26 protein-coding genes, 3 tRNA genes and 1 pseudogene are annotated in these 26,230 nt (G+C 68.6%); 19 read left to right on the top strand and 11 right to left on the bottom strand.

Annotation, left to right across the window (positions count from 1 at the left end; all coding sequences use genetic code 11):
* Positions 1 to 70: 70 nt before the first annotated feature.
* From OK345_RS16115 to OK345_RS16045, 15 genes are all read left to right on the top strand, one after another.
* Entirely contained in the window at positions 71 to 253 is a 183-nt protein-coding gene (locus OK345_RS16115; protein ID WP_265129031.1) for a hypothetical protein, read from the top strand.
* A gap of 112 nt (positions 254 to 365) precedes the next feature.
* Positions 366 to 869, top strand: coding sequence for a hypothetical protein (locus OK345_RS16110; RefSeq protein ID WP_265129030.1), 504 nt, complete (start codon positions 366 to 368; stop codon positions 867 to 869).
* Between the two features lie 57 nt (positions 870 to 926).
* Positions 927 to 1,826, top strand: coding sequence for a dihydropteroate synthase (gene folP, locus OK345_RS16105; RefSeq protein ID WP_265129029.1), 900 nt, complete (start codon positions 927 to 929; stop codon positions 1,824 to 1,826).
* Complete coding sequence (gene miaA / locus OK345_RS16100; RefSeq protein ID WP_265129028.1) at positions 1,826 to 2,779, top strand: tRNA (adenosine(37)-N6)-dimethylallyltransferase MiaA; 954 nt, start codon at positions 1,826 to 1,828, stop codon at positions 2,777 to 2,779. Before folP ends, miaA begins: the two co-directional genes overlap by 1 nt.
* A gap of 104 nt (positions 2,780 to 2,883) precedes the next feature.
* A complete protein-coding gene (hfq, locus tag OK345_RS16095) occupies positions 2,884 to 3,159 on the top strand; it encodes an RNA chaperone Hfq (protein WP_265129027.1) in 276 nt (91 codons plus the stop codon).
* A 17-nt stretch (positions 3,160 to 3,176) separates the two neighbouring features.
* Positions 3,177 to 4,487 (top strand): ribosome rescue GTPase HflX, encoded by a 1,311-nt coding sequence (hflX, locus tag OK345_RS16090; protein ID WP_265129026.1) that lies wholly within the window; start codon positions 3,177 to 3,179, stop codon positions 4,485 to 4,487.
* 228 nt (positions 4,488 to 4,715) lie between these two features.
* A complete protein-coding gene (locus OK345_RS16085) occupies positions 4,716 to 7,274 on the top strand; it encodes a TonB-dependent receptor (RefSeq protein WP_265129025.1) in 2,559 nt (852 codons plus the stop codon).
* Positions 7,275 to 7,374: 100 nt separating this feature from the next.
* The gene (locus OK345_RS16080; protein ID WP_265129024.1) at positions 7,375 to 7,869 is read left to right on the top strand and encodes a CinA family protein; all 495 of its coding nucleotides are present in this window, start codon (positions 7,375 to 7,377) and stop codon (positions 7,867 to 7,869) included.
* Positions 7,870 to 7,906: 37 nt separating this feature from the next.
* Positions 7,907 to 9,583, top strand: a complete 1,677-nt coding sequence (gene ubiB / locus OK345_RS16075; protein ID WP_265129023.1) for a 2-polyprenylphenol 6-hydroxylase — start codon at positions 7,907 to 7,909, stop codon at positions 9,581 to 9,583.
* 42 nt (positions 9,584 to 9,625) lie between these two features.
* On the top strand, positions 9,626 to 10,276 hold the full coding sequence (gene lexA / locus OK345_RS16070; protein ID WP_265129022.1) for a transcriptional repressor LexA: 651 nt from the start codon (positions 9,626 to 9,628) through the stop codon (positions 10,274 to 10,276).
* Positions 10,277 to 10,458: 182 nt separating this feature from the next.
* Positions 10,459 to 11,487 carry a recombinase RecA gene (gene recA, locus OK345_RS16065; protein ID WP_265129021.1) on the top strand — a complete coding sequence of 343 codons (1,029 nt, stop codon included), beginning with the start codon at positions 10,459 to 10,461 and terminating at the stop codon, positions 11,485 to 11,487.
* Between the two features lie 119 nt (positions 11,488 to 11,606).
* Positions 11,607 to 12,098, top strand: a complete 492-nt coding sequence (gene recX / locus OK345_RS16060) for a recombination regulator RecX (protein ID WP_265129020.1) — start codon at positions 11,607 to 11,609, stop codon at positions 12,096 to 12,098.
* A gap of 105 nt (positions 12,099 to 12,203) precedes the next feature.
* Complete coding sequence (alaS, locus tag OK345_RS16055; RefSeq protein ID WP_265129019.1) at positions 12,204 to 14,852, top strand: alanine--tRNA ligase; 2,649 nt, start codon at positions 12,204 to 12,206, stop codon at positions 14,850 to 14,852.
* Positions 14,853 to 14,990: 138 nt separating this feature from the next.
* Positions 14,991 to 15,191, top strand: coding sequence for a carbon storage regulator CsrA (gene csrA / locus OK345_RS16050; protein WP_265129018.1), 201 nt, complete (start codon positions 14,991 to 14,993; stop codon positions 15,189 to 15,191).
* 74 nt (positions 15,192 to 15,265) lie between these two features.
* Positions 15,266 to 15,358: transfer RNA gene (locus OK345_RS16045), tRNA-Ser, on the top strand.
* Positions 15,359 to 15,781: 423 nt separating this feature from the next.
* Here OK345_RS16045 and OK345_RS16040 read toward each other — a convergent pair.
* Positions 15,782 to 16,483, bottom strand: a complete 702-nt coding sequence (locus OK345_RS16040) for a pirin family protein (RefSeq protein WP_265129017.1) — start codon at positions 16,481 to 16,483, stop codon at positions 15,782 to 15,784.
* A 139-nt stretch (positions 16,484 to 16,622) separates the two neighbouring features.
* Between OK345_RS16040 and OK345_RS16035 the strand changes: the two genes are divergently transcribed.
* The gene (locus OK345_RS16035) at positions 16,623 to 17,564 is read left to right on the top strand and encodes a LysR substrate-binding domain-containing protein (protein WP_265129016.1); all 942 of its coding nucleotides are present in this window, start codon (positions 16,623 to 16,625) and stop codon (positions 17,562 to 17,564) included.
* A gap of 47 nt (positions 17,565 to 17,611) precedes the next feature.
* On the opposite strand, the gene OK345_RS16030 is transcribed toward OK345_RS16035, so the two are convergent.
* From OK345_RS16030 to OK345_RS15990, 9 genes are all read right to left on the bottom strand, one after another.
* Positions 17,612 to 17,688: transfer RNA gene (locus OK345_RS16030), tRNA-Arg, on the bottom strand.
* 55 nt (positions 17,689 to 17,743) lie between these two features.
* Positions 17,744 to 17,820, bottom strand: a tRNA-Arg gene (locus OK345_RS16025).
* A gap of 40 nt (positions 17,821 to 17,860) precedes the next feature.
* Entirely contained in the window at positions 17,861 to 18,721 is an 861-nt protein-coding gene (locus OK345_RS16020) for an alpha/beta hydrolase family protein (protein WP_265129015.1), read from the bottom strand.
* Positions 18,718 to 19,527 carry a bifunctional hydroxymethylpyrimidine kinase/phosphomethylpyrimidine kinase gene (gene thiD, locus OK345_RS16015; protein ID WP_265129014.1) on the bottom strand — a complete coding sequence of 270 codons (810 nt, stop codon included), beginning with the start codon at positions 19,525 to 19,527 and terminating at the stop codon, positions 18,718 to 18,720. The genes OK345_RS16020 and thiD overlap by 4 nt, the downstream gene beginning before the upstream one ends.
* A gap of 181 nt (positions 19,528 to 19,708) precedes the next feature.
* Positions 19,709 to 20,383, bottom strand: coding sequence for a YoaK family protein (locus tag OK345_RS16010; protein WP_265129013.1), 675 nt, complete (start codon positions 20,381 to 20,383; stop codon positions 19,709 to 19,711).
* Positions 20,384 to 20,434: 51 nt separating this feature from the next.
* Positions 20,435 to 20,920 (bottom strand): hypothetical protein, encoded by a 486-nt coding sequence (locus OK345_RS16005; RefSeq protein ID WP_425510981.1) that lies wholly within the window; start codon positions 20,918 to 20,920, stop codon positions 20,435 to 20,437.
* Between the two features lie 5 nt (positions 20,921 to 20,925).
* Entirely contained in the window at positions 20,926 to 22,326 is a 1,401-nt protein-coding gene (locus OK345_RS16000) for a PhoH family protein (RefSeq protein WP_265129012.1), read from the bottom strand.
* An 81-nt stretch (positions 22,327 to 22,407) separates the two neighbouring features.
* A complete protein-coding gene (locus OK345_RS15995) occupies positions 22,408 to 22,899 on the bottom strand; it encodes a peroxiredoxin (RefSeq protein ID WP_265129011.1) in 492 nt (163 codons plus the stop codon).
* Positions 22,900 to 22,977: 78 nt separating this feature from the next.
* Positions 22,978 to 23,538: a glycine cleavage system transcriptional repressor gene (locus OK345_RS15990; protein ID WP_265129010.1), complete on the bottom strand. Its 561-nt coding sequence runs from the start codon at positions 23,536 to 23,538 to the stop codon at positions 22,978 to 22,980.
* A 160-nt stretch (positions 23,539 to 23,698) separates the two neighbouring features.
* Between OK345_RS15990 and dapA the strand changes: the two genes are divergently transcribed.
* A complete protein-coding gene (gene dapA, locus OK345_RS15985; protein ID WP_265129009.1) occupies positions 23,699 to 24,592 on the top strand; it encodes a 4-hydroxy-tetrahydrodipicolinate synthase in 894 nt (297 codons plus the stop codon).
* A gap of 31 nt (positions 24,593 to 24,623) precedes the next feature.
* Entirely contained in the window at positions 24,624 to 25,139 is a 516-nt protein-coding gene (locus tag OK345_RS15980; protein ID WP_265129008.1) for a hypothetical protein, read from the top strand.
* A 79-nt stretch (positions 25,140 to 25,218) separates the two neighbouring features.
* Here OK345_RS15980 and fdxA read toward each other — a convergent pair whose 3' ends face one another.
* The gene (gene fdxA / locus OK345_RS15975) at positions 25,219 to 25,542 is read right to left on the bottom strand and encodes a ferredoxin FdxA (protein ID WP_265129007.1); all 324 of its coding nucleotides are present in this window, start codon (positions 25,540 to 25,542) and stop codon (positions 25,219 to 25,221) included.
* 527 nt (positions 25,543 to 26,069) lie between these two features.
* On the opposite strand from fdxA, the pseudogene OK345_RS15970 reads away from it, so the two are divergent.
* Positions 26,070 to 26,230 (top strand): annotated as a pseudogene (locus OK345_RS15970) (sugar porter family MFS transporter); the annotation flags it as partial.

Below are 26,230 nucleotides of genomic sequence, written 5' to 3'. Positions count from 1 at the left end.
GAACCCGTATCCCGTGCCTGCGCCGGGCGACAATGCCGCTTCCATCCCCGTTTTCCTCCCGGAGTCCGTCATGTCCACGCCACCGCCCCAGCCCGTTTCGCACACCACCGAGATGGTGATCGCCACGGTGATCGGCGCCGCGGTCGGGCTGACCACCGGCAAGCTGATGCTGGGTGCGGGCGTGGGCATCGTCGTCGGCATCGTGCTGAGCGTGGCCAAGACGCTGTACGTGGAACGCCAGCGGCGGCGCTGAAGGATGCTTGCATGCAGGTGCGGGTGTCGGCACGATGCACCGGCCCCTGCCATGCCGCATGGCGGGGCATGACCGGGGGTGCCGGTCGCACTCACCATTCCAGGGGGAATTCATGCGTCATTCGATGCGCGCCGCTGTTGCCGCGCTGCTGTGTTGTGCCTTGCCGTCGATGGCAGCCGAGATCCATGCGCAGGATCCGGTGCCGTATTCGGAATCATCGATCATCGCCGAGAACATCAAGGCCGAGTGCCGCATCGGCACGCAGCTGGCAAGTTCATTGGGCAGGAATGCCCCGGCGCATGGCAACACCATCGTGTTCGGCACCGAACCGGATGCAGATGCCAATGGCCGCGTGCTGAAGCTGGAGCTGGTCGAGGCCCAGAGCGCCGGCAATGCTTTCATGGGTCATTTCAAGTCGGCCGCCGTACGCGGCGTGCTGTTGCAGGACGGCCAGCAGGTCGCCACGGTGACTGCACGACGCATCTCGCGCGGCGGGGCTTTCGCCGGTTTCAAAGGGTCGTGCGATGTGCTCGAACGTACCGTCAATGCGATCGGTAGCGACCTGGCTGCCTGGTTGGGCAATCCGGTCGATGGAGCCCGTCTCGGCGATATCTGACGGCTGGCCTGGCACGCCGGCGTAAACTATGCGCTGGCGTATTCCGTGGATCTGCCCATGTTCGATACCTTTCCCCAGCTCGATTGCGGCGGCCGTGCCCTGCGCCTGGATCGTCCGCGGATCATGGGCATCGTCAACGTCACCCCGGATTCCTTTTCCGACGGCGGCCGTCACGACACGCTGGACGCGGCGGTGGCGCATGGCCTGAAGCTGGTGGAGGAGGGCGCGGACATCCTCGATGTCGGCGGCGAGTCCACCCGCCCGGGCAGCGAGCCGGTGCCGCTGGAAGAGGAGCTGCGGCGGGTGCTGCCGGTGATCGAGCGGCTGGCGAAGGAAACCGCGGTGCCGATCAGCGTCGATACCTTCAAGCCGGAAGTGATGCGCGCGGCGGTGGCGGCCGGCGCCGGCATGGTCAACGACATCCACGCCCTGCGCCAGCCCGGGGCGCTGGCCACCGCTGCCGAACTGGGCGTGCCGGTGGTGCTGATGCACATGCTGGGCGAGCCGGGGACGATGCAGCAGGCGCCGCACTACGACGACGTGGTCGCCGACGTACATCGCTTCCTGGCCGAACGCATCTTCGCCGCCGAGATGGCCGGGATCCCGAAGAAGCACCTGGTGATCGACCCGGGCTATGGCTTCGGCAAGACCACCGATCACAACATGACCCTGCTGGCGCGTTCGTCGCGCTTCCTCGACCTGGGCGTGCCGATGCTGGCCGGCCTGTCGCGCAAGCGCAGCATCGGCGAACTGACCGGGCGCGAGGTGCCCGACCAGCGCGTACATGGCTCGGTGGCGGCGCACCTGGTCGCCGCCCAGCGCGGCGCCCTGCTGCTGCGGGTTCACGACGTGGCGGCCACGGCCGACGCGCTGAAGGTGTGGGCCGCAGTGGCAGCGGTGCCGGCGCCGCGCCGGAACGAAGCGCCTGCCGCGCCGCGCTGGCCGGACGAGGACTGATGCCGGCCGATACCCGCCCGCTGGCCATCGCGCTGATGGGGCCGACCGCATCGGGCAAGACCGCCGCGGCGATCGAACTGGCCGAACGGCTGGACGGCGAGATCGTCAGCGTCGACTCGGCGCTGGTCTACCGCGGCCTGGACGTCGGCGCGGCCAAGCCGGATGCCGCCGAACGCGCGCGCGTACCGCACCACCTGCTGGACCTGCGCGATCCGTGGCAGGCCTATTCGGCGGCCGAGTTCGCCGCCGATGCCGCCGCCGCGGTGCGCGGCATCGTCGCCCGCGGCCGCATGCCGATCCTGGCCGGCGGCACCGGGCTGTACTTCCGTGCGCTGCTGCGCGGGTTGTCGCCGATGCCCGAGGCCGACCCGGCGGTGCGCGCGGCCATCGCCGCCGAGGCCGCGCAGGAGGGCTGGGCGGCGTTGCACGCCCAGTTGGCGGCGGTCGACCCGGCAGCGGCCGCGCGCATCCATGCCACCGATCCGCAACGCATCCAGCGGGCGCTGGAGGTATACCGCCTCAGCGGCCGGCCGATCAGCCAGTGGCAGGCCATGCCGGGGGTGGAGCGGCTGCCGGCGCGGGTGCTGAAGCTGGTGCTGGCGCCGGCCGAGCGCGCGGTGCTGCACCGGCGCATCGAGGCGCGCTTCGATGCGATGCTGGAACAGGGCTTCCTGGACGAAGTGCGGCGGCTGCGGGCCTTGCCCGCGATGGCGGCAGTGCCCAACCCGCTGGATCTGCCGGCCATCCGCGCGGTCGGCTACCGCCAGGCATGGTTGCACCTGGACGGCGAGGGCAGCGCGACGGAGTTCCGCGACCGCGCCATCTTCGCCACCCGCCAGCTGGCCAAGCGCCAGTTGACCTGGCTGCGCGGCGAACTGGATGTGCGCTGGTTCGACCCGGCCGTCGATGGTGCCCGCCTGCAGCAGGCGGTTTCGGCCTTTACCGGCCGTTGAGGCAATGCCGGTCGGGCCTGCCCCGTGTAACATCGACGGTTCCGGGCCGGCTGGGGAAGGCTGTGAACGCCCGGACCCATAAGAACAATAACGAGGAGTGTGTGATGTCCAAGGGGCAATCTTTGCAGGATCCTTTCCTGAACGCGCTGCGCCGGGAACGCGTACCGGTGTCGGTGTACCTGGTCAACGGCATCAAGCTGCAGGGCACGATCGAATCGTTCGACCAGTTCGTGGTGCTGCTGCGCAATACCGTCAGCCAGATGGTCTACAAACATGCGATTTCCACCGTGGTGCCGGCGCGCAACGTGCGCGTGGGGCCGGGCGGCGGCTATGTGCAGTCGAACGAAGGCGGCCCGGCGGGCGATGACGACGTCGAATGATCCCGGAGTGACGGCGCGTGTTTGACCGCTCGAAAAAGGGCGAGCACGCGCTGCTGATTCAGCCCCATGCCGGCCGCCTGGAAGAGGACGTGCTGGAGGAGTTCGGCGACCTGGCGCGCTCGGCCGGCGCCAGCATCGCCGCCACGCTCACCGCGCGCATCGACCGCCCCAGTCCCTCGACCCTGATCGGCAGCGGCAAGCTCGACGAAGTGAAGGCGGCGGCCGAGGCCACCGGCGCCGACCTGGTGCTGGTCAACCACGCGCTCACCCCGGTGCAGGAGCGCAACCTCGAGCGCTTCCTGGAGCGCCGGGTGATCGACCGCACCGGCCTGATCCTGGACATCTTCGCCCAGCGTGCGCGCAGCCACGAGGGCAAGCTGCAGGTGGAACTGGCGCAGCTGCGGCACCTGGCCACCCGGCTGGTGCGCGGCTGGACCCACCTGGAGCGCCAGCGCGGCGGTGCCATCGGCCTGCGCGGTCCCGGCGAAACCCAGCTGGAAACCGACCGCCGGCTGCTGCAGAAGCGGGTGGAGCAGCTGCAGAAGCGGCTGGAGAAGGTGGAAGTGCAGCGCACCCAGATGCGGCGCGCACGGGTGCGCAGCGAACTGCCGCGGGTGGCGCTGGTGGGCTACACCAACGCCGGCAAGTCGACCCTGTTCAATGCCCTGACCGGCGCCGAGGCCTACGCCGCCGACCAGCTGTTCGCCACGCTGGATCCGACCGTGCGGCGCATCGCGCTGCCCGGCGGCAGCGTGGTGCTGGCCGATACCGTGGGTTTCGTCCGCGACCTGCCGCACGAACTGGTGGCGGCGTTCCGTTCCACCCTGTCCGAGGCGCGCGAGGCCGACCTGCTGCTGCACGTGGTCGATGCCGCCGACCCGCTGCGCGAGGAACGCATCGCCCAGGTCGACGAGGTGCTGCAGGAGGTGGGGGCGGGCGAGCTGCCGCAGTTGCTGGTGTTCAACAAGATCGACCGCATCGAGGGCGCCGAAGTGCGCCACGACGGGCAGGACGGCATCCCCGATCCGTCCCGCCGCGAGCGGGTATGGATTTCCGCGCGCGATGGCCGCGGGCTGGAGCTGCTGCAGTCGGTGCTGGGCAAGCGCCTGGGCCTGCAGCACGTCACCGGCGAGCTGCGCCTGCCGCCCGAGGCCGGGCGCCTGCGCGCGCGCCTGCACCAGCTGGAGGTGATCCGCAGCGAACAGGCCGACGACGACGGTTGGCTGCTGCAGGTGGACATCCCGATCGCCGAGGCGGAGAAGCTGGCGGCAGGCGCCGACGGCGCGCATATCCGCCCGCTGCTGCCGGTGCGCGAGCCGGAGTGGTAGCCGAAGGGCCGGGGTTTGTCCGATCCAATGCCGATGTATCCGTCTCGGGCCGCCAATGTGCGGCCCGAGGCGTTCCGGCGCGCTGCTGCACTGCGGTAAGCGTGGTCGCACCGGTAGTGCTAGCGTGCCTGCACGGGGTCGCCAGCGGTAGCGCCCCGCAATCGCAGGGAAGTTGATTCGACACAGACTCATCCACGCAAGCTCGGCCATTCTCTCGGGGGAGGAACCATGGCAACAGCCGTCGCGCGCAGGTCCGTCGTATCCGTCGCTGTTCTCGCCGCCATTTCCAGCTGGGCCGCCTCGGCGCAGCAGGCCGGCGCCAGCAGCCAGCCAGAGCAGGAGCAGCCGACCACGCTCTCCACCATCACCGTCACCGCGCAGAAGCGCGAGGAAGCGCTGCAGGACGTGCCCATCGTCATCAACGTGCTGCCCGAGAAGCTGTTGCAGGACACCGGGGTGCGCGACATCAAGGACCTGCAGGTACTGGTGCCGGGCCTGACCGTGACCAGCACCCAGAGCGCGGCGCAGACCACCGCCCGCATCCGCGGCATCGGCACGGTGGGCGACAACGCCGGCCTGGAATCGTCGGTGGGCGTGGTCATCGACGGCGTGTACCGGCCGCGCAACAGCGTCGGCTACGGCGACCTGGGCGAACTGGAACGGATCGAGGTACTGAAGGGGCCGCAGGGCACCGTGTTCGGCAAGAACACCTCGGCCGGCGTGATCAACGTGGTCACCCGCCGCCCCAGCTACACCCAGAGCGCCGAGGGCGAGATCAGCGTCGGCAACTACGGCGCGGTCGGCGTGTCCGGCGCGTACAACGACGCGCTGGGCGAGAACAGCGCGATCCGCGTCTATGCGGCCAAGCGCGAGCGCGACGGTTTCGACGACGTCCGCACCGGCGGCGGCCCGCGCACCGAGACCGACGACGGCGACCAGAACTTCCATACCCTGCGCGGCCAGCTGCTGTTCGAGCCGACCGACAACCTCGACATCTACCTGAGCGCCGACTACACCAGCCGCGAGGAGAACTGCTGCGTCACCGTCACCACCGACCGTGGCCCGACCGCGGCCATCCTCAACGCGCTCACCCCGGGCGGCGAGGCGGTGATCCCGGTGGCCGACCCCGAGCGCCGGCTGGCCTACAGCAACCGCAGCACCGCGCAGGACATCAAGGACAAGGGCGTTTCGGCCGAGGTCAACTGGACCACGCCGTGGGCCAACGAGGCGGTGCTGACCTCGATCACCGCGGTGCGCGACTGGCAGGCGATCAACGGCCTGGACTTCGACTACAGCGCCGCCGACGTGCTGTACCGCGCCGCGGAGGAGGACGAGTCGCTGACCCGGTTCAAGACCTTCAGCCAGGAACTGCGCCTGACCGGCTCGACCGAACGGATCGACTGGATGTTCGGCGTGTTCTATTCGGACGAGGACCTGGACCGCAACGAGAGCTACCGCTATGGCGCGGTCTACGAGCCGTACATGTCGATCGCGCTGCTGGGCCGGATCGATCCGGCGCTGGCGGCGCTGCCGAACGCGGCGACCTTCCTGGCCGATGCCACCGGCCGCCCGTTCGGCACCCTGTTCAACGGCCTGGGCACGCTGGACCGCTACAAGCAGAACGCCAAGAGCGCGGCGGTCTTCACCAACAACACCTGGCATGCCACCGACGCGTTCGACGTGACCCTGGGCCTGCGCTACACCCGCGAGAAGAAGACGCTGGATGCGGCCTACAGCAACCCGGACGGCAGCCCGGCCTGCGCCTCGTACTTCCTGCCGGACGGGCAGGTCAACCCGGCCGCGGTCGGACGCATCGCCGGTGCCCTGACCGCGCGCGGCGTGCCGTTCGCGATGATGCCGCCGGCGCAGCAGCAGGCGCTGATCCAGAACACCATCGGCTTCACCTGCCTGCCGTGGGCCAACGCCGCCCACAACGGCCGTTCCACCGCGCAGGAGCGCACCGAGAAGGAGTGGTCGGGCACGCTGAAGCTGGCCTACAACTGGACCGACGACGTGATGACCTACGTCTCGGCGGCGCGTGGCTACAAGGCCGGCGGCTTCAACCTGGACCGGGTGCAGTCGGCCAACGGCCTGTCCAGCGGCACCCAGGGCATCGTGCCGGTGGACGACACCTCGTTCCCGGGCGAGTTCGTCGACAGCTACGAACTCGGCGCCAAGACCACCTGGCTGGGCGGCAACCTGCTGCTGAACGCCGCGCTGTTCTACCAGAAGTACGAGGACTTCCAGCTCAACAGCTTCCTGGGCACCAGCTTCGTGGTGCGCTCGATTCCCGAAGTGGTGTCCAAGGGCGTGGACGCGGAGATCCTGTGGCAACCCGGGATCAAGGGGCTGATGGTGCAGGGTGGCTTCACCTATGCGGAAACCGAGTACGGCGACGACCTGCTGCCCGATGCCGACCTGGTGCTGCTGCCGGGCAACCAGATGAGCTTCGCGCCCAAGTGGTCGGGCAACCTCTCGGTCACCTACGAGTGGGACTTCGGCCGCAGCCTGATCGGCCGCTTCAACGTCGGCGCCAAGTACATGTCCGACTACAACACCGGCTCGGACCTGGACCCGCAGAAGGAGCAGGACGCCTACACCCTGCTCAATGCGCGCTTCGGCATCGGTTCGGACAACGGCCGCTGGATGCTGGAGTTCTGGGGCCAGAACCTGACCGACGAGACCTACAAGCAGGTCGGCATCGATGCCCCGATCCAGACCGGTTCGTGGAATGCCTTCCTCGGCGCGCCGCGCACCTACGGCATGACGCTGCGCCTGCGCTACTGAGGCGGCACGCCGCCGCGGCCTCGTGAACGGGAGCCGCGGCGGCGCAGACAGGGAGGGAGCTTTTGCGCTACAACAGGCGCAAACCCCACGAACGGCCCCCATGCCCACACCGTCCGATTCCGAACTGGACCAGTTGGCCGCGCGCATCGGCGCGCGGCTGCTTGCCGCCCGCGACCGCGTCGTCACCGCAGAGAGCTGTACCGGCGGCTGGATCGCCAAGGCCATGACCGGCATCGCCGGCTCGTCGGACTGGTTCGACTGCGGCATGGTCGCCTACAGCTACGAAGCCAAGCAGGCATTGCTGGGCGTGCGCCCGCAGACCCTGGAAACCCAGGGCGCGGTGAGCCGCGAGACGGTGATCGAGATGGTGTCCGGCGCGCTGGTGCATTCCGGCGCCAGCGTCGCCGTCGCGGTGACCGGCATCGCCGGCCCCGGCGGCGGCAGCGCCGACAAGCCGGTGGGCACGGTGTGGATCGGCTGGAAGCGCCGCGGCGGTTACACCCGTGCCGAACTGTTCCGTTTCGACGGCGACCGCGATGCGGTGCGGCGGCAGACCGTCGCCCGCGCGCTGCAGGGACTGGAGGAATTGCTGTGAGCGGGTACGGCGCGCGGTCGATCGGGAGGGGCTGCTGATGTGGGAAGCGCTCGGTACCGTCCGCGACCTGGGACGGCTGCAGGAGATCGCCTCGGTCCTGATCCGCTACGGCTTCGGCGACATCGTCCGCCGCATCGGCATGGCCGAGGTATTGCAGCGCGCCGGACGGCTGCTGCACTGGAACGATCCGGAGCACATGCTGCAGATGTCGGCGCCGGTACGGGTACGGCGGGCGATGGAGGAACTCGGCCCCACCTTCGTCAAGCTGGGGCAGGTGCTGGCCACCCGCGTGGACCTGTTCCCGTCGGACTGGATCGCCGAATTCAGCGAACTGCAGAACGCGGTGCCGGCGCTGCCCTACGAGCAGATCCGCGGGCAACTGGAAATCGACCTGGGCGAACCGCCGGAACAGGCGTTCGCGCGGTTGGAGGAGAAGCCGCTGGCCGCCGCCTCGCTGGCGCAGGCACATCGGGCCTGGCTGCACGACGGCACCGCGGTGGTGCTGAAGATCCGCCGCCCCGGCATCCGCGAGGTGATCGAGGCCGACCTGCGGCTGCTGGCGCGGCTGGCCGAGATCATCGAGGCGCGGCTGCCGGACCTGCGCCGCTACCGGCCGGCCGAGGTGGTGCAGCAGTTCACGCTGTCGCTGCGGCGCGAGCTCGACTTCGCGGCCGAATGCCGCAACGCCGAGCGCATCAGCGGCAATTTCGCCGGTCACGAAGAGGTGCTGATCCCGCGCGTCCACTGGCAGTGGACCTGCGAGAGCCTCAACGTCCAGGATTTCGTCGACGGCATCCCGGGACGCGACCTGGCGGCCGTCGATGCTGCCGGGCTGGACCGGGTCGCGCTGGCGCGCACCGGCGCCGGCATCATCCTGAAGATGGTGCTGGACGACGGTTGCTTCCATGCCGATCCGCACCCCGGCAACATCTTCTACATGCGCGATGGCCGCATCGGCATCATCGATTTCGGCATGATCGGGCGGCTGTCCGAACAGCGCCGCTTCCAGGTGGCGCAGTTGCTGTACGGGCTGGTGGCGCAGGACCCGGAATCGGTGACCGACGTGCTGCTGGACTGGGCCGGCGGCGTCGAGGTGGACGAATCGCGCCTGCAGCAGGACATCGGCAGCTTCGTCGACCAGTACCGCGGGGTCCCGCTCAAGGACCTGCGCATCGGCCTGATGCTGGGCGACGTCACCAGCCTGCTGCGGCAGTACGGCCTGACCCTGCCGGCCGACCTGGCGCTGATGATCAAGACCTTCCTGACCCTGGAAGGGATGGGACGGCAGCTCGATCCGGATTTCGACATGGCCAGCGCGGCCCGGCCCTACCTGGAGCGGGCCATGCGCCAGCGCTACGCGCCGACGGCGGTGTTACGCCGCGGGCGCCGCAGCCTGCTCGACGCGATCGACCTGGCCGGCGAGCTGCCGCGCGACCTGCGCCGGCTGGTACAGGCCGCACGCCGCGGGCGCATGCAGCTGAAGGTGGAGACGCCCGCGCTGAAGGGCTTCGGCGACCAGGTCAACCGCGCCGCCAACCGCCTCACCATCGGCATCGTCACCGCCGCGCTGATCATCGGTTCGTCGATCGTGATGAACAGCGTCGGCGGCAGCGCCAGCCGCTGGCTGCTGGCGCTGGGTGTCGGCGGTTTCGTCGGTGCTGGCCTGTGCGGGGTATGGATCCTGATCTCGATCCTGCGCAGCGGCCGCGACTGACGCACTTGTGCTTCGCATCGGTTAGTAGTATTACTACTAACCATGGAGCTGACCGAAACCCAGCAGGCGATCCTGGGCATGATCGCCGAGCGCATCGAGACCGACGGCATTCCGCCGTCGCAGACCGAGATCGCCCGCGCCTTCGGCTTCAAGGGCGTGCGCGCGGCGCAGTACCACCTGGAAGCGCTGGAACAGGCCGGGGCGATCCGGCGGCTGCCGGGCCAGGCCCGCGGCATCCGGCTGGCCGCCGCGACTGCCGCCAGCCGGGCCGCCGCCAGCGCGCCGCCTGCCACCGCCGCGGCGGACGACGTGCTGCGGCTGCCGGTGCTCGGACGCGTCGCCGCCGGCCTGCCGATCGGCGCCGACATCGGTTCGGACGACTTCGTGGTACTGGACCGGGTGTTCTTCTCCCCGGCGCCGGACTACCTGCTCAAGGTGCAGGGCGATTCGATGATCGACGAGGGCATCTTCGACGGCGACCTGATCGGCGTGCACCGGACCCGCGACGCCCGGTCCGGGCAGATCGTGGTGGCGCGCATCGACGACGAGATCACGGTCAAGCTGCTGAAGATCGGCAAGGACCGCATCCGCCTGCTGCCGCGCAATCCCGACTATGCCCCGATCGAGGTGCTGCCCGACCAGGATTTCGAGATCGAAGGCCTCTACTGCGGCCTGCTGAGGCCCAACCGGTGAGCCTTCGCGGACCGTTCCCAGTGTCCACCGCGTGCTTTCCCGACGCCCGGCACCCGCTTTTTCCGCTGCCGGGGACGGCCTGCGAAAAATAATCTGGCCGTGTCGCCCGCCGTCTCAGCCCGTGCGATACGCCTCCAATACAGTGACCCCATACCCGAATGACCTCTTCAAGGACCACCACGATGGACGAGAACAAGAAGCGCGCACTCACCGCAGCCCTGAGCCAGATCGAGAAGCAGTTCGGCAAGGGGTCGGTCATGCGCATGGGCGACCGCGTCATCGAGGCGGTCGAGGCCATTCCCACCGGCTCGCTGATGCTGGACATCGCGCTGGGCATCGGCGGCCTGCCCAAGGGGCGCGTGGTCGAGATCTACGGTCCCGAGTCCTCCGGCAAGACCACCCTGACCCTGCAGGCGATCGCCGAGTGCCAGAAGAAGGGCGGCACCGCCGCCTTCATCGACGCCGAGCATGCGCTGGACCCGATCTACGCCGCCAAGCTGGGCGTGAACGTCGACGACCTGCTGCTGTCGCAGCCGGATACCGGCGAGCAGGCGCTGGAAATCGCCGACATGCTGGTGCGTTCTGGCTCGGTGGACATCGTGGTGGTCGACTCGGTCGCCGCGCTGACCCCCAAGGCCGAAATCGAAGGCGAGATGGGCGACCAGCTGCCGGGCCTGCAGGCCCGCCTGATGAGCCAGGCGCTGCGCAAGCTGACCGGCAACATCAAGCGTTCCAACACCCTGGTGGTGTTCATCAACCAGCTGCGCATGAAGATCGGCGTGATGATGCCCGGCCAGAGCCCGGAAACCACGACCGGCGGCCACGCGCTGAAGTTCTACGCCTCGGTGCGCCTGGACATCCGCCGCATCGGCGCGATCAAGAAGGGCGACGAGATCATCGGCAACCAGACCAAGATCAAGGTGGTCAAGAACAAGCTGGCGCCTCCGTTCAAGCAGGTCATCACCGAGATCCTGTACGGCGAGGGCATCAGCCGCGAGGGCGAGCTGATCGACATGGGCGTGGAGGCCAAGCTGGTCGACAAGGCCGGTGCCTGGTACAGCTACGGCGAAGAGCGCATCGGCCAGGGCAAGGACAACGCCCGCGGCTACCTGCGCGACAACCCGCAGGTGGCCGCCCGCCTGGAGGCCGAGCTGCGCGAACGCTTCCAGCCGACCGAGGCCTCGCGCGAGGAAGGCGACGACGCCGAGTGAGTTTTCCTGCGGGGAGGGGCGGCGCCGTCAGTGACGTTCGCCTTTCCCCGCAGTTTCCGACACGCCAGGAGGGCAGGCGCCAGGGAAGGCGCAACTCCTCGACAGGTTGATGCGAGACCATGAACGAATCCGAGCCCCCTTCGACCGGCCGCAGGCGCCGGAGCCGGGAACAGACGCCGCTGCAGCGGGCGTTGGGGCTGCTGGTCCGCCGCGAGCATTCGCGCAAGGAGCTGACCCGCAAGCTGCAGGCCCGGGGCGTGGAAGCCGAGGCCGCCGTTGCCGCAGTGGCGCGGCTGAATGAAGAGGGCTGGCAGGACGACACCCGCTTTGCCGAGATGCTGGTGCGCAGCCGCGCCGGCAGCGGCTACGGGCCGCTGCATATCCGTGCGGAACTGGGCACCCATGGGTTGGACAGCGAACAGGTGGCCGCGGCGATGGCCGCTTTCGACGGCGACTGGACCGAGAATGCCCGCGACCTGGTCCGGCGCCGGTTCGGCGAGCAGGGGCCGGTCGACCTGGCGCAGCGGCGCAAGGCGGCCGACCTGCTGGCCCGGCGGGGATTCGCCGTGGACAGCATCCGCGCGGCCACCCGTTACGATCCAGAGGACTGAGCCGGCCGGGCCTGATAACCTTCGTGGTTTCGACTGTCCCCAAACGCGCGGCCGCGCTTGCCGGTCGTCGTCCCGGCCCTGTCGGCCCGCCCAATGCCAGCCCCCATGAACGCACCTGCCAAAGTCACCACCTCCCAGATCCGCAACGATTTCCTCGAGTTTTTCAAAGGGAAGGGCCACACCATCGTGCCATCGGCACCGCTGGTGCCCGGCAACGACCCGACCCTGCTGTTCACCAATTCCGGCATGGTGCAGTTCAAGGACGTGTTCCTGGGCGCGGAGAAGCGCAGCTACGTGCGCGCGGCCGACGTCCAGCGTTGCCTGCGCGCCGGCGGCAAGCACAACGACCTCGACTCGGTCGGCTACACCGCCCGCCACCACACCTTCTTCGAGATGCTGGGCAACTGGTCGTTCGGCGACTACTTCAAGAAGGACGCCATCGCCTGGGCCTGGGAGCTGCTGACCCAGGTCTGGAAGCTGCCGGCCGAGCGCCTGCTGGTGACCGTCTACCACAACGACGACGAAGCCTACTCGTTGTGGCGCGACATGATCGGCGTGCCCGAGGAGCGCATCGTCCGCATCGGCGACAACAAGGGCGCGCCATACGCCTCGGACAACTTCTGGCAGATGGCCGACACCGGCCCGTGCGGCCCGTGCACCGAGATCTTTTACGACCACGGCGAGCACATCGCCGGCGGCCCCCCGGGCTCGCCGGACGAGGACGGCGATCGCTTCATCGAGATCTGGAACCTGGTGTTCATGCAGTTCGACCGCCAGCCCGACGGCACCCTGGTGCCGCTGCCGGCGCCGTGCGTGGACACCGGCATGGGCCTGGAGCGCCTGGCCGCGATCCTGCAGCACGTGCATACCAACTACGAGATCGACCTGTTCCAGACCCTGATCGCCAAGGCAGCCGAACTGACCGGCACCGCCGATCTGGAGAACAAGTCGCTGCGGGTGATCGCCGACCACATCCGCGCCTGCTCGTTCCTGATCGTCGACGGCGTGCTGCCGTCCAACGAGGGACGCGGCTACGTGCTGCGCCGGATCATCCGCCGCGCCCTGCGCCATGGCTGGATGCTGGGCGTGCGCCAGCCCTTCTTCAGCAAAATGGTGCCGACCCTGGTCGGGCTGATGGGCGAGGCCTATCCGGAATTGCCGGCGGCCGCAGCGACGGTGGAGAAGGCGCTGCTGGCCGAGGAGGAGCGCTTCGCCGAGACGCTGGACGCCGGCATGAAGATCTTCGACGAGGTCGCCGGCAAGGTCGCCGACGGCGTGATCCCGGGCGCCGACGCCTTCCGTCTGTACGACACCTACGGTTTCCCGGTCGATCTGACCGCCGACATCGCCCGCGAGCGCGGCATGAGCGTGGACATGGCCGGCTTCGACGCGGCCATGGAGCACCAGCGCGAGACCGCCCGCGCCGCCGGCAAGTTCGGTGGCGGCGTGCAGCTGCCGGCCGACCTGGTGGCCACGCTGCAGCCGACCGCGTTCCTCGGCTACGACGCGCTGCAGGCCGACGGCCTGAAGGTGGTGGCGCTGCTGCGCGACGGCCGTCCGGTCGATGCGCTGCAGGCCGGCGAGGAAGCCATCGTGCTGACCGATCGCACCCCGTTCTACGCCGAATCCGGCGGCCAGGTCGGCGATACCGGCACGCTCGCCGGCGATGGCATGCAGCTGCAGGTCGGCGACACCCAGAAGTTCGCCGGCCAGTTCCACGGCCATTTCGTGCGCGTGGCCCAGGGGACGGTGAAGCTCGGCGACGTGCTGTCCGGAAGCGTCGATGCCGCCCGCCGCGGCACCATCGTGCTCAACCACTCGGCCACCCACCTGCTGCACGGCGCACTGCGCGGCCTGCTGGGCACCCACGTTGCGCAGAAGGGCTCGCTGGTCGCGCCGGACCGCCTGCGTTTCGACTTCTCGCACTTCCAGCCGGTCGCTGCCGGCGAGCTGGCCGAGATCGAGCGCCTGGTCAACGACGAGGTCCGCGCCAACCATGCGGTGGTGATCCAGCAGATGGACATGCAGTCCGCGATGGACATCGGCGCGATGGCGCTGTTCGGCGAGAAGTACGGCGAGCGCGTGCGCGTGGTGAAGATGGGCGAGTCGGTCGAGCTGTGCGGCGGCACCCATGTCGGCCGTACCGGCGATATCGGCCTGTTCAAGATCGTGTCCGAGGGCGGCGTGTCCTCCGGCGTGCGCCGCATCGAGGCGGTGACCGGGCAGGGCGCGCTGGACCATGTGAACGCGGAAGAGGCCCGCCTGGCCGAGGCCGCCGGCCTGCTGGGCGGCAGCGCCGGCGACGTGGTCGAGAAGATCCGCCAGCTGGGCGAGCGGCAGAAGAAGCTGGAACGCGAACTGGAGTCGCTCAAGGCCAAGGTCGCCTCCGGCGCCACCGCCGACCTGGCCTCGGCCGCGGTTGAGGTCGCCGGCGTGAAGGTGCTGGCCGCGCGGCTGGAAGGCTTCGACGCCAAGGCCCTGCGCGAGGCGGTGGACCGCCTCAAGCAGCAGCTCGGCAACAGCGTGATCCTGCTGGCCGGCGTGCAGGACGGCAAGGCCGCGCTGGTGGCGGGGGTGAACGGTTCGGCAACGGGCCGGGTCAAGGCAGGGGAACTGTTGTCCCATGTCGCCGGTCAGATCGGGGGCAAGGGCGGTGGCCGCCCGGACCTCGCCCAGGGTGGTGGCGAGGACGGGCCCGCCCTTGCTTCTGCGCTGGATGGCGTCCTGGAGTGGGTGAAGCCGCACTTGTCCTGAACGTGATTGCCTTCGCGCCTTGAAGGCAGTGGAGCCCTGCCGTTAATATTGGGAGTCTTTTCCCTTTGTCGTGGGGCGCATGATGAAAGCGCGCCAAGCCGGTGGGGGAATCCACCGGTTCCATGGAGAATTGAAAAAATGTTGATCTTGACTCGCCGCGTAGGCGAAACCTTGATGATCGGCGACTCGGTCAGCGTTACCGTGCTCGGCGTCAAGGGCAACCAGGTGCGTATCGGTATCACCGCACCGAAGGATGTGGCGGTCCATCGCGAGGAAATCTTCCAGCGCATCCAGCGCGGCGACGAACCGGCATCTTCCGGAGAAGAAACTTCCGAATAAGGGTTTACCTGAGACCCTGTTAACCGGTATTCTTCGCGGCCTGCCACGGAACACGGCGGCAGGACGCAAAATCCGGAGTGATGCCCGAGTGGCTGAAGGGGCTCCCCTGCTAAGGGAGTATAGGGTCAAAAGCTCTATCGAGGGTTCGAATCCCTCTCACTCCGCCAGTAATGAAAAAGCCCCTGTTTCAGGGGCTTTTTTGTGGGTCTTCTCCCGTCTGGGGGCTTATTCCCGAACCGCTTTGTTGCCGCTCGGAAGGCTCGCGACTGACGTCGCTCCTACAACGCTCCCGCGCCCCTGTAGGAGCGACGTCAGTCGCGATCGCCGGGGTATCGGCCGCCCTGATGGGGTCCCGGATTTTGTTGCCCGTGTTTCGGTGAGATCGCCTGCCGGCGACATCGGTCCTATCGCGGCTGCGGCTTCCATCCGAGGGGATGGTGGCGTATTCCCGGGCCGCTTTGCTGCTGCTCGGAAGGCTCGCGACTGCCGTCGCTCCTACAGTGTTCCCTCGCGGCCAGCCGCAGAACCGGTCGCGGCTGGTTCTGCGCCGCGACCGCCGCCGGGCTCCGGTTCGCGGCTGTCTCGCGGAGTCAGAGCGGAAGATCGAACAGCAGGATCTCCGCATCCTTGCCGCCTTCCAGCGTCAGTCCTGCCTCGTCGGTGATCTGCAGGGCGTCGCCGGCTTCCAGTGCGATGCCGTTGACCTGCAGCTGCCCGCGGGCCACCTGCAGGTAGGCGCCGCGACCGGCCGCCAGCGGATATTCCAGGCGGTCGTCGCCATCCAGGATCGAAGCATGGATGCAGGCGTCCTGATGGATCAGCAGCGAGCCGTCGCGGCCATCGGGTGAGGCGATCAGGCGCAGCCTGCCGCGCTTGGACTCCGGCTCGAAATGCGCCTCCTGGTAGCTGGGCGCGAGGCCGTCGCGCTCGGGGAACAGCCATATCTGCAGGAAATGCACGGTTTCGTCGGGCGAGTGGTTGAATTCGCTGTGGGTCACGCCGGTACCCGCGCTCATGCGCTGCACGTCGCCGTAGCGCAGTACGGAACCGGAACCCATGGAGTCCTTGTGCTCCAGTGCGCCGTCCAGCACGTAGGAGACGATCTCCATGTCGCGATGGCCGTGGGTGCCGAAACCTTCGCCGCCCTGTACGCGATCCTCGTTGATCACGCGCAGCGGACCGAAGCCCATGTAGCGGGGATCCTGGTAGCCGGCGAACGAGAACGTATGCTGGGACGACAGCCAGCCGTGTTCGGCATGGCCGCGGCTGTTGCTCTTGCGAATCTGCAGCATGGTGTTTTCTCCTGTTTCGATGGGATCGATCCTGCCGGAAGTACTCCTGACACCTTGGATTTCCCGTTGGACGCAGTATCCGCTTGTGCTGTCGGTTTGAAAAACGGATAGTTTTGGCAACCATCATCGAAAAATTCGAATGTTCAGGCTCAGCCTCGAAGCCCTGCAGATCCTCGATGCCATCGATCGCCGCGGTTCGTTCTCGGCGGCCGGCAAGGAACTGCACAAGGTGCCGTCCACCATCTCCTATACCGTCGGCAAGCTGGAGCAGGACCTGGACGTGCGCCTGTTCGATCGGGTGGGGCCGCGCGCCACCCTGACCGAGGCCGGCCGTGCGCTGGTGGAGGAGGGGCGGCACCTCCTGCGTGCCGCGCGCGACCTGGAACTGAGGGTGCGCCGGGTGGCGTCCGGCTGGGAGGCCGAGTTCGCCATCGCGGTCGATTCGATGTTCGCGCCCAGCCTGCTGGCCGAGGATATCCGGGCGTTCTACCAGGTTGCCGATCAGACCCGGATGCGTCTGGCCAGCGAAGCCCTGTCCGGAACCTGGGAGGCGTTGCTGGACCGGCGCGCCGACCTGCTGGTGGGGGCGGCCGGAGAGGGGCCGGGCGGTGGCGGCTACCAGGTCGAGCCGCTGGGGACGATGTCGTTCGTGTTCGCGGTGGCTCCCGGCCATCCGCTGGCGAAGGCGCGGGGACGGCTCGGTCGCGAGTTGCTGGCCGAGCACTGCGCGATCGCGGTGGCCGATTCGGCGCGGCGGCTGTTGCCGCGCACGGTGGGGTTGCTGATGGGGCAGGAGACGCTGGCGGTGCCGGACATGTGCAGCAAGCATGCGATGCAGCTGGCGGGACTCGGGTTCGGGTTCCTGCCCGAACCCTATGCGCGGACGGCGCTGGCGCAAGGATTGCTGGTGGAGAAGCAGGTGGAGGAGCCCAAGCCCGACGAGACCTTCTGGCTGGCCTGGCGCGTGGGCGAAGACGGCCGGGCGCTGCAGTGGTGGCGCGAGCGCATGGGCCGCGAAGGGACGATGGCGCGCTGGGTGCAGGAGATGGCGCGCTTGCTGGAGAGGTGGGCGGGGGGATGAAACGCAAAAAAAACAGCAGGCAATGTTGCCTGCTGTTTCGAATGTAATGGTGCGCCCGGAGAGATTCGAACTCCCGACCGCCTGGTTCGTAGCCAGGTACTCTATCCAACTGAGCTACGGGCGCGCGTTACATTAATTTTGAAACTGGCGAAACAGTAGTGAAACTGTCTCTCTGATGATGGTGCGCCCGGAGAGATTCGAACTCCCGACCGCCTGGTTCGTAGCCAGGTACTCTATCCAACTGAGCTACGGGCGCAACGTCAGGAGCGGAATTATGCGGATGCGTGGCGAGTGCGTCAATCCTTTTGTGAATTTTTCCGGTCCAGCGAATCGCCCAGCAACGCAGCGACCGCATCCGGCGATTTCATCCATGAGAAGTGATCCGCGGCGGTCTGGAGTTGCGCGGCGGAAAGCCGGTGCAGGTGGTGCTGCGCTCGGGGCATCTTGTCGAGCAGTGCCTGCATCGAACTGGCGGGGGCCAGCCAGTCGCGCTCGAACACCAGGGCGGTGACCGGCGCGGCCGAGCGCGCGATCGCCTGCTCCAGGTCGATGTCCAGGCCGTGGGCGGCATAGCGGTTGCCCAGCCCGACCCGCGCCCAGTCGGCGATCAGGCCGCGCGCCTCGGTGCCACCGAAACCGAGCCGGCGGCCATGCAGCACGCCCTGACGCCGGGCCAGCCACGGCAGGAAACGGTAGGCCAGCGGCAACAGCCAGCGGCGTGGCGGCGGGAAACTGCGCCACCAGGGCGTGCCGCTGGCGACCAGCCACAGTCCGGCGATGTCGCCGGCCTGCAGGCCGGCATGGCAGCAGGCCAGCTGTCCGCCGAGGCTGTGGCCACCGAGCACGAACGGCAGCGAGGCATGTGCCCGCGCCTGCTCCTGGCTGGCGGGCAGGTCCAGTTGCAGGATCTCGCGGTAACCCCAGTCGACCTCGTGCGACGGCCGCAGGCTGCTGCTGCCGTTGCCGCGCCACTCGTGCAGGAACACCGCCACGCCGCGTGCGGCCAGCGCTTCGGCCAATGGCAGGTAGTGCCTGGCGGCGACGCCGAGCGCGGGCAGCCACAGCAGGTTGGCGCGCGGCTGCGCGGGGATGCGGGCGAGCAGCTGCCAGCGATGGCCGTCGCCGGCGACGACCGGCAATGCGGTGACGTCGCTCATGCCGGCCGCGCGGCGCCGAAGTGGTCGAGCACCATGACCTCGCTGCGACCGGGCTGGTAGCCCGACTGCAGGCCGCGGGCGACGTAGTCGATCGCCGCTTCGCAGGCGTTGGGCAGGCTCAGGCCGTTGCACAGCTGCGCGGCGATGGCCGAGGCCAGCGTGCAACCGGTGCCATGTGCGTCCACCGGCAGGCGCGCGTGACCGAACTCGTCGCGGGTGACGCCATCGAAATAGCGGTCGATCACCCGCGCGCCTTCCGGCAGGTGGCCGCCCTTGAGCAGCACCGCGCCGGCGCCCAGGTCCAGCAGCGCCGCCGCGGCATCCTCGGCATCGTCGGCATTCCCGATGCGGCGGCCGAGCAGCAGTTCGGCTTCGGGCGTGTTCGGCGTCAGCAGCGTGGCCAGCGGTAGCAGCCGTTCGCGCAGCGCCCGCAGTGCGCTGTCCTCCAGCAGCTTGGCGCCGCTGGTGGCGACCATCACCGGGTCGAGCACGATCTGCGGCGGCCGGTGCTTTTCCAGCGCATCGGCGACCAGGTGGATGACCTCGGCGTTGGCGAGCATGCCGAGCTTGACCGCGTGGATGTCGAAATCGTCGAAGCAGGCGTCGATCTGCGCCTGCAGGAAATCCAGCGGCGGCACATGCACGGCGGTGACGCCGCGGGTGTGCTGGGCGGTGAGCGCGGCGATCGCGGACAGGCCATGGACGCGATGTGCGGCGAAGGCCTTGAGGTCGGCCTGGATGCCGGCGCCGCCGCCGGAATCGGAGCCGGCGATGGTCAGTGCGGAGACGGGGGTGGATGGGCTCATGCGGCGATTGTGCAGTGTTTGCCCGGGCATTGCTGCCCGCCGGCCTGGATCGGAACTGCCCGCGACTTCCGCGCCTGCACGGGTGACGAACGACGGAAACCGGAGCAGCCGCGACGGGAATGGCGCAAGCGGGAGCACTGCCCGCATGGCGGCATCGCTTCGATGCGATGCGGACGGACCCTCAGGCCCGGTCGCGCAGCAACCGCCACTGCCGGTAGAGCATGTAGGTGGCACCGGTGAGGCCGGTCAGCAGTGCCGGCGCCAGCAGCGCGTCGTATTCGAAGCGCAGGAACAGCCAGGCACCGGCGACGCCGCCGGCGAGGAAGCCGCTGACGATCAGGCCGCTGAGCGTCAGCCGCCGGATCGGCAGCGGCAGGCCGCGCAGCAGGTGGCCCAGGCCGATGCCCAGGTCGGTGAACATGCCGCTGAGGTGGGTGGTGCGCACCACCGCGCCGCTGAAGGTGGTGGCCATGGCGTTCTGCAGGCCGCAGGCCATGGCCGCGGCCAGCGCGCCCCAGATCTGCTGCTGCTTGAACAGCGGGATCGCCACCAGCAGCAACAGCGATTCCAGGGTCAGCACCACGCCGTAGCGGCGGCCGAGCTTGAGCGCGCTGTCCTGCACGATCATGCCGCTGAGCATGGCGCCCAGCGAGAATGCGATCAGCACGCCCCACAGGTGGCCGATGTTGCGCCAGTCGCGCTGCACCAGCGCCATGCCGAGCTGGCTGGTGGTGCCGGTCATGTGGCTGATCGCCTGGTGCTCGAAGCCCAGGAAACCGACGACGTTGACCATGCCGGCCACGCTCGACAGCGAGACCGCGCCAATCCAGACCCAGCGTGGCAGGTAGATGCCCATGGCGTGACGGAACCGGTGGCCGGGCCGCGGCAGGCGCGGACGGCCGTTTCCTCAGAATCCTCCGTTGACGGCGATATCGCTGAATTCCCCGGTTTCCGGGTCGAACACCGCGCCCCAGAAACGCTCGCCACCGTCGCAGACGCGGATCGCCTCGCGCGCCGGATCGATCTTGTCGTGGTCGGGCAGGGTGAAGGCGTTGATGTAGATCACCTGCCGGCCCTGGACTTCGATGCCGACGTACTGGCGGTCCGACTTCGCCGGCTCGGCGATCTGCGGCTGCAGCTGCGGCAGTCGCGTCTCCAGCTGTTCCACCTGCGCGCGGCTCGGCGCCCAGTAACCGGTGACGCGGCCGGCATGGCGCGCGGGGCTGTCGCGCGAGCAGGTGTCCAGCACCTGCGCGGCGACGATGGGGCGGGTAACCACCCACGACTGCCCGGCCTTGATCGTGGTCGGCACGCTGGCACCGGGCTTGACGTTGGCCGGCGTGCAGGCGGCCAGCGCGAGCGCGCCGGCCACGGACAGGGAAAGGACGCGCAAGGTGTTCACAGCACCTCCGATGCGTAGTCGGCCAGCCGCGAGCGCTCGCCGCGGCGCAGGGTGACGTGGGCGCTGTGCGGCCAGTTCTTGAAGCGGTCCACCGCGTAGGTCAGGCCCGAGGTGGTCTCGGTCAGGTACGGGGTGTCGATCTGCTCGACGTTGCCCAGGCAGACGATCTTGGTGCCGGGGCCGGCGCGGGTGATCAGGGTCTTCATCTGCTTGGGGGTGAGGTTCTGTGCCTCGTCCAGGATCAGGTAGCGCGACAGGAAGGTACGCCCGCGCATGAAGTTCAGCGAGCGGATCTTGATCCGGCTGGCGAGCAGGTCGTTGGTCGCCGCGCGGCCCCAGGCGCCGCCGTCCTGGTTGTGGGTGAGCACTTCCAGGTTGTCGGTCAGCGCGCCCATCCACGGCGTCATCTTTTCTTCCTCGGTGCCGGGCAGGAAGCCGATGTCCTCGCCGACGCTGACCGTGGCGCGGGTCATGATGATCTCGCGGTAGCGCTGCTGGTCCATGGTCTGCGCCAGCCCGGCGGCCAGCGCCAGCAGGGTCTTGCCGGTGCCGGCGGTGCCGAGCAGGGTGACGAAGTCGATCTCCGGGTCCATCAGCGCGTTGAGCGCGAAGTTCTGCTCGCGGTTGCGCGCGGCGATGCCCCATACCGAGTGGGCGCCGTGGCGGAAGTCGTCGACGATCGACAGGGTGACGCGGCCGTCGCCCTCCACCTTCGACACCCGCAGTTCCACTTCGTCCTCGCCGGGCAGGTGGACGTACTGGTTCGGGTGCCAGTCCTCGTCGTCGGCCTGCTGGATCTCGTAGCTGGTGCGGCCCTTGTCGCTCCAGCTGCGCAGGTCGCCGCCGTGCTTCTTCCAGAAGTCTTCCGGCAGCTGGGTGGCGCCGGTGTAGAGCAGGCTGAAGTCGTCCAGCGCACGGTCGTTCTCGTAGTCTTCCGACACGATGCCGGCGATGGCCGCCTTGATCCGCAGGTTGATGTCCTTGGAGACGAATACCACCGGGATGTCCGGGGTCTCCTCCTTCAGCGCCAGGATCGCGCCGAGGATGGCGTTGTCGGGGATGACCGCGCCGAAGCTCTTGCCGGCGTTGAAGTGGCTGGTCTGGAAGCGCAGCAGGCCGGCGCTCTGCTTGCCGCGCAGCTGCAGTCCCTGCGGCCGCGCCAGCGGGATGCCGTTGGCCAGCCCGCCCAGGCCGGAGGCCTCGACCAGTTCGTTGAGGAAGCGGCTCACCTGGCGGGCGTTGCGGCTGGCCTCGGAGGTGCCCTTCTTGCCGTTGTCCAGCTCCTCGATCACCTGCATCGGCAGGTAGACGTCGTGTTCCTCGAACTTGAACAGCGCGGTCGGATCGTGCATCAGCACGTTGGTATCCAGTACGTAGATGCGCTTGCCTCGGGTCATCGTGGATTCCTGGTGGCGGGACAGGGTCGAACCATCACGCCTGCGGGGCAGGGTGATGGCGGTTGCGTGGAACGGGGGCGGTCACTGCGTTTGCGCGGCCTTCAGGGCGTCGAGCACGGCCTCGGCGTGTCCGGCTACCTTGACCTTGCGCCATGCCTGCACGATGTGGCCGTCCGGCGAGATCAGGAAGGTGCTGCGCTCGATTCCGCGGACCTGCTTGCCGTACATGTTCTTCATCCTGATCACGTCGAAGGCGCTGCACAGCGCCTCGTCGGCGTCGCTGACCAGGGGGAAGCCGAAACCCTGCTTGGCGCAGAAGTTGTCGTGCGACTTCACCGAATCGCGCGAGACGCCGAACACCCGCGCGCCGGCGCGTTTGAACTTCGGCAGCAGGGCGTTGAAGTCGATGCCTTCGGTGGTGCAGCCCGGGGTGCTGTCCTTCGGGTAGAAGTACAGCACCAGCCATTGGCCGGTTCCTTCGGCGAGGATGCTGCCGAGGGTGGCATGTGCGCCGCCGGACAGGGCCAGCGGCAGCTCGAGGGTGGTGCGGTCCAGGGTATCGCCGATGTTCATCAGATCCTTTCCGGAGCCTGGGGTGTTTCCACTACAAGTACATGAAACCCCGCGCGCCGATGCCGGGCGCGCGGTCGATCAGAACTTCATCGGATCCATGATCGCGTCCAGGTTGAGGTGGTCGCAGAACTCGAGGAAGTCGTCGCGCAGGGCGGCGATGTGCATGTTGGCCGGCACGCCGATGGTGACCTGTGCCGAGAACATCTCCGCGCCGGTCTGCATGGCCCGGTAGCGGGTGCTCTGCAGGTTCTCGATGGTGATGCCCTGGCGGTCGAAGAAATCGGCCAGCTGGAACAGGATGCCCGGCTTGTCGGCGGCGATGACCTCGACGATGTACGGCAGCAGGTTGGACTGCGCCTGCTTGGCGGCGGTGCGGTACCACACCAGCTTCAGCCCTTCCTCGCGCTCGAGGCGGGTCATCATCGCTTCCAGCTTGGCCACCGAGTCCCAGGAACCGGTGGCCAGCGCGGTGACCGAGACATCGCGGCCGACCGTGGACAGGCGGGCATCGACCAGGTTGCAGCCGCTGTCGGCGATGCGGCGGGTGACAGGCAGCAGCGGGGACTCCGGATGCGTCGTATAGGCGTTGATCAGGAGGTGGTTTTCGGTCGGCAACGGCCGCGGCGTGGTGTCGGTCAAGGCGATTCCGGCAATACTAGTGAGTCTGAACAGTGCCCGCGAAAGGCCTGTCCACCGACGTCCAGCATACTTGCCCGTGCTTTCGGCCCGCAAGTAACATGCAACGCGTCACGAACCTGCCCCGTTGCAGGCCTCTTTCCCCCCGAAGAGCACCGGTTCCTTGTCACTTTCCGGCATCATCACCGCGCTGGCGACGCCTTTCCAGGCCGACGGCGCACTCGACCCCGAGGGCTGGCAGCGGTTGCTGCGGATGCAGCTGGCGGGAGGCGTACAGGGCGTCGTGGTCGCCGGTTCCACCGGCGAGGCGGCCACCCTTTCCGACGACGAGTACGACACGCTGCTGCGCAGCGCGGTGTCGGCCATCGGCGGCCGCGTGCCGGTGCTGGCCGGTACCGGGCTGTCGGGCACCGCCAAGACCATCGAGCAGACCCGCCGCGCGGCCCGCAACGGCGCCGGCTATGCGCTGGTGGTGACCCCGCCGTACGTACGGCCGACCCAGGCAGGGCTGCGCGCGCACTACCTGGCGGTGGCCGAGCAGGGCGGGTTGCCGGTGGTGCTGTACAACGTGCCGGGCCGCACCGGCTGCGACCTGCTGCCGGAAACGGTGGCCGAACTGGCCGGGCACCCGAACATCGTCGGCATCAAGGAAGCGGTGGCCGATGCGTCGCGGGTCAAGGCGCTGCTGGCACTGCGCAGCGACGGTTTCGCGGTCCTCAGCGGCGACGATGGCAGCGCTGCGCGTTCGATGCTGGCCGGCGCCGACGGGCTGATCTCGGTCGGTTCCAACGCCTTGCCCGCGGCCTACCGGCGGATGTGCGACCTGTCGCGCGCCGGCGAGCACGAAGCCGCCGAGGCATGGGACGCGCGCCTGCAGCCGTTCCACGAATTCTGCGGTATCGAATCCAATCCGATCCCGGTCAAGGCGCTGCTGCAGCGCGCCGGCATCGGCCATGGCCTGCGCCTGCCATTGCTGCCGCTGTCGCCGGCACACCATGCCGCTGCCGATCACCTCGCCGCCGACGTGGCTGCGTTGGAAGAACTATCCAGCCACTGAGCATCAGTGGCCTGACCCAGGAGATTCAACGATGCGCCATTCCGTTTCCTACGTCCGCGTGCTTTCCCTTGCCGTGCTGGCGACCGCCACCGTCTTCACCACCACCGGCTGTTTCAAGAAGGGCGCCCGTGGCGACTATGCGCTGGCGCCGGAGGTGCGGCCGCTGGAAGTGCCGCCGGACCTGAACCTGCCCAACACCGCCGGCGCCACCCAGGTGCCGGCGCTGGCCTCGGCGGCGGCGCGTCCGGCGCCGGTCGCGGGCCAGGCCGAGGCCGGCAACAGCGGCTTCACCGTGGCCGGTGCGCGCGACGACGTGTTCGGCCAGGTCGGCCAGACGCTGGAAGCGATCGAGGGCGTGACCATCGCCAGCCGTGCCCAGTTGCTGGGTTCCTACGACGTGGCCTACGAGGGCAGCAACTTCCTGGTGCGCGTGGTGTCGGTGGAAGCCGGCAGCTACGTATCGGCGGTGGATCCGCGCGGCCTGCCGGCCACCGACCCGGCGCCGGTCAAGTTGATCGCCGAGCTGAAGAGCCGCCTCGGCGGCTGAGTGGCGGCACGACATCCGGAAAGCAGAACGGGCGCCTCGGCGCCCGTTCCTGTCTGCGGCCGTTGCCGGGCCTGCGGGCTCAGCGTTCCAGCAGCTTCAGCTTGTCCGGCTTGCCGTCCCATTCGGCAGCATCGTCCGGCGGGTCCTTGCGCACGGTCAGTACCGGCCACTCTTTGGCGAGCTCGGCGTTGAGGCCGACGAAGACCTCCTGGCCGGCGGGGACGTCGTCTTCGGGATAGATCGCGTTGACCGGGCATTCCGGCTCGCACAGGGTGCAGTCGATGCACTCGTCCGGATCGATCACCAGGAAGTTCGGGCCTTCATGGAAACAGTCCACGGGGCACACTTCCACGCAATCGGTGTGTTTGCATTTGATGCAGTTTTCGGTGACGACAAAAGGCATGACGGAGTCCGACGGTAAGCCTGCCAATTCTAGAACAGGTTCCCGTTGAAGGTTGGACCGGGTTGTGGCCGGGCATGCATCGCCCGCGGTCGCCCGCGCCCGGAGAGCGATGCGGACGCCGGCGGACCGGGCGATATGGCGTCGCGCGCGGCCTGCTGCTTCCGGAGTCCGTGGTTCGCCCGGTGTATGCCGACGACGGGCGATGCCATCGCTGCCTGCGCCGGCAGGGCTGTCGCGATGCCCGGTTGCGGGCGGCAGGTGGCCGGGCCGTGTACCGCCGGAAGGGCGCGGCGGCCGGGACCGGATTTCGCCATTACCGCGCGGGCGACGGTGTGGGGTAGGGTGCTGGGCGGTGAGAGCCGCGTGTTCCCGGGGGCGGGCGCCTGCATGGGCATCCTGCATACGTATGCAGGGGCGCCAGGGCCGGAACGGGGCAGCGGACGCCGGGAGGGCTGTGAGAATCTGCCCGGCCCGTACCTGCTTCGTCGAACGGCCACGGCCGACCATCCCTCCAGCCAGGTGAGTCCATGTCCCGAGTTTCCCCGAGCAGTGCCAGCGCCGGCAGCGGCGAGAACACCCGTTTCATCGTCCTGATCAGCTGCGTGGCCACCATCGGCGGGTTCCTGTTCGGGTTCGACAGCGGCGTCATCAACGGCACCGTCGACGGCCTGAAGCAGACCTTCCAGTC

It is taken from the genome of Xanthomonas chitinilytica, assembly GCF_026107455.2.
GTDB lineage: Bacteria > Pseudomonadota > Gammaproteobacteria > Xanthomonadales > Xanthomonadaceae > Stenotrophomonas > Stenotrophomonas chitinilytica.
This window is presented reverse-complemented; position numbering and strand designations above follow the sequence as displayed.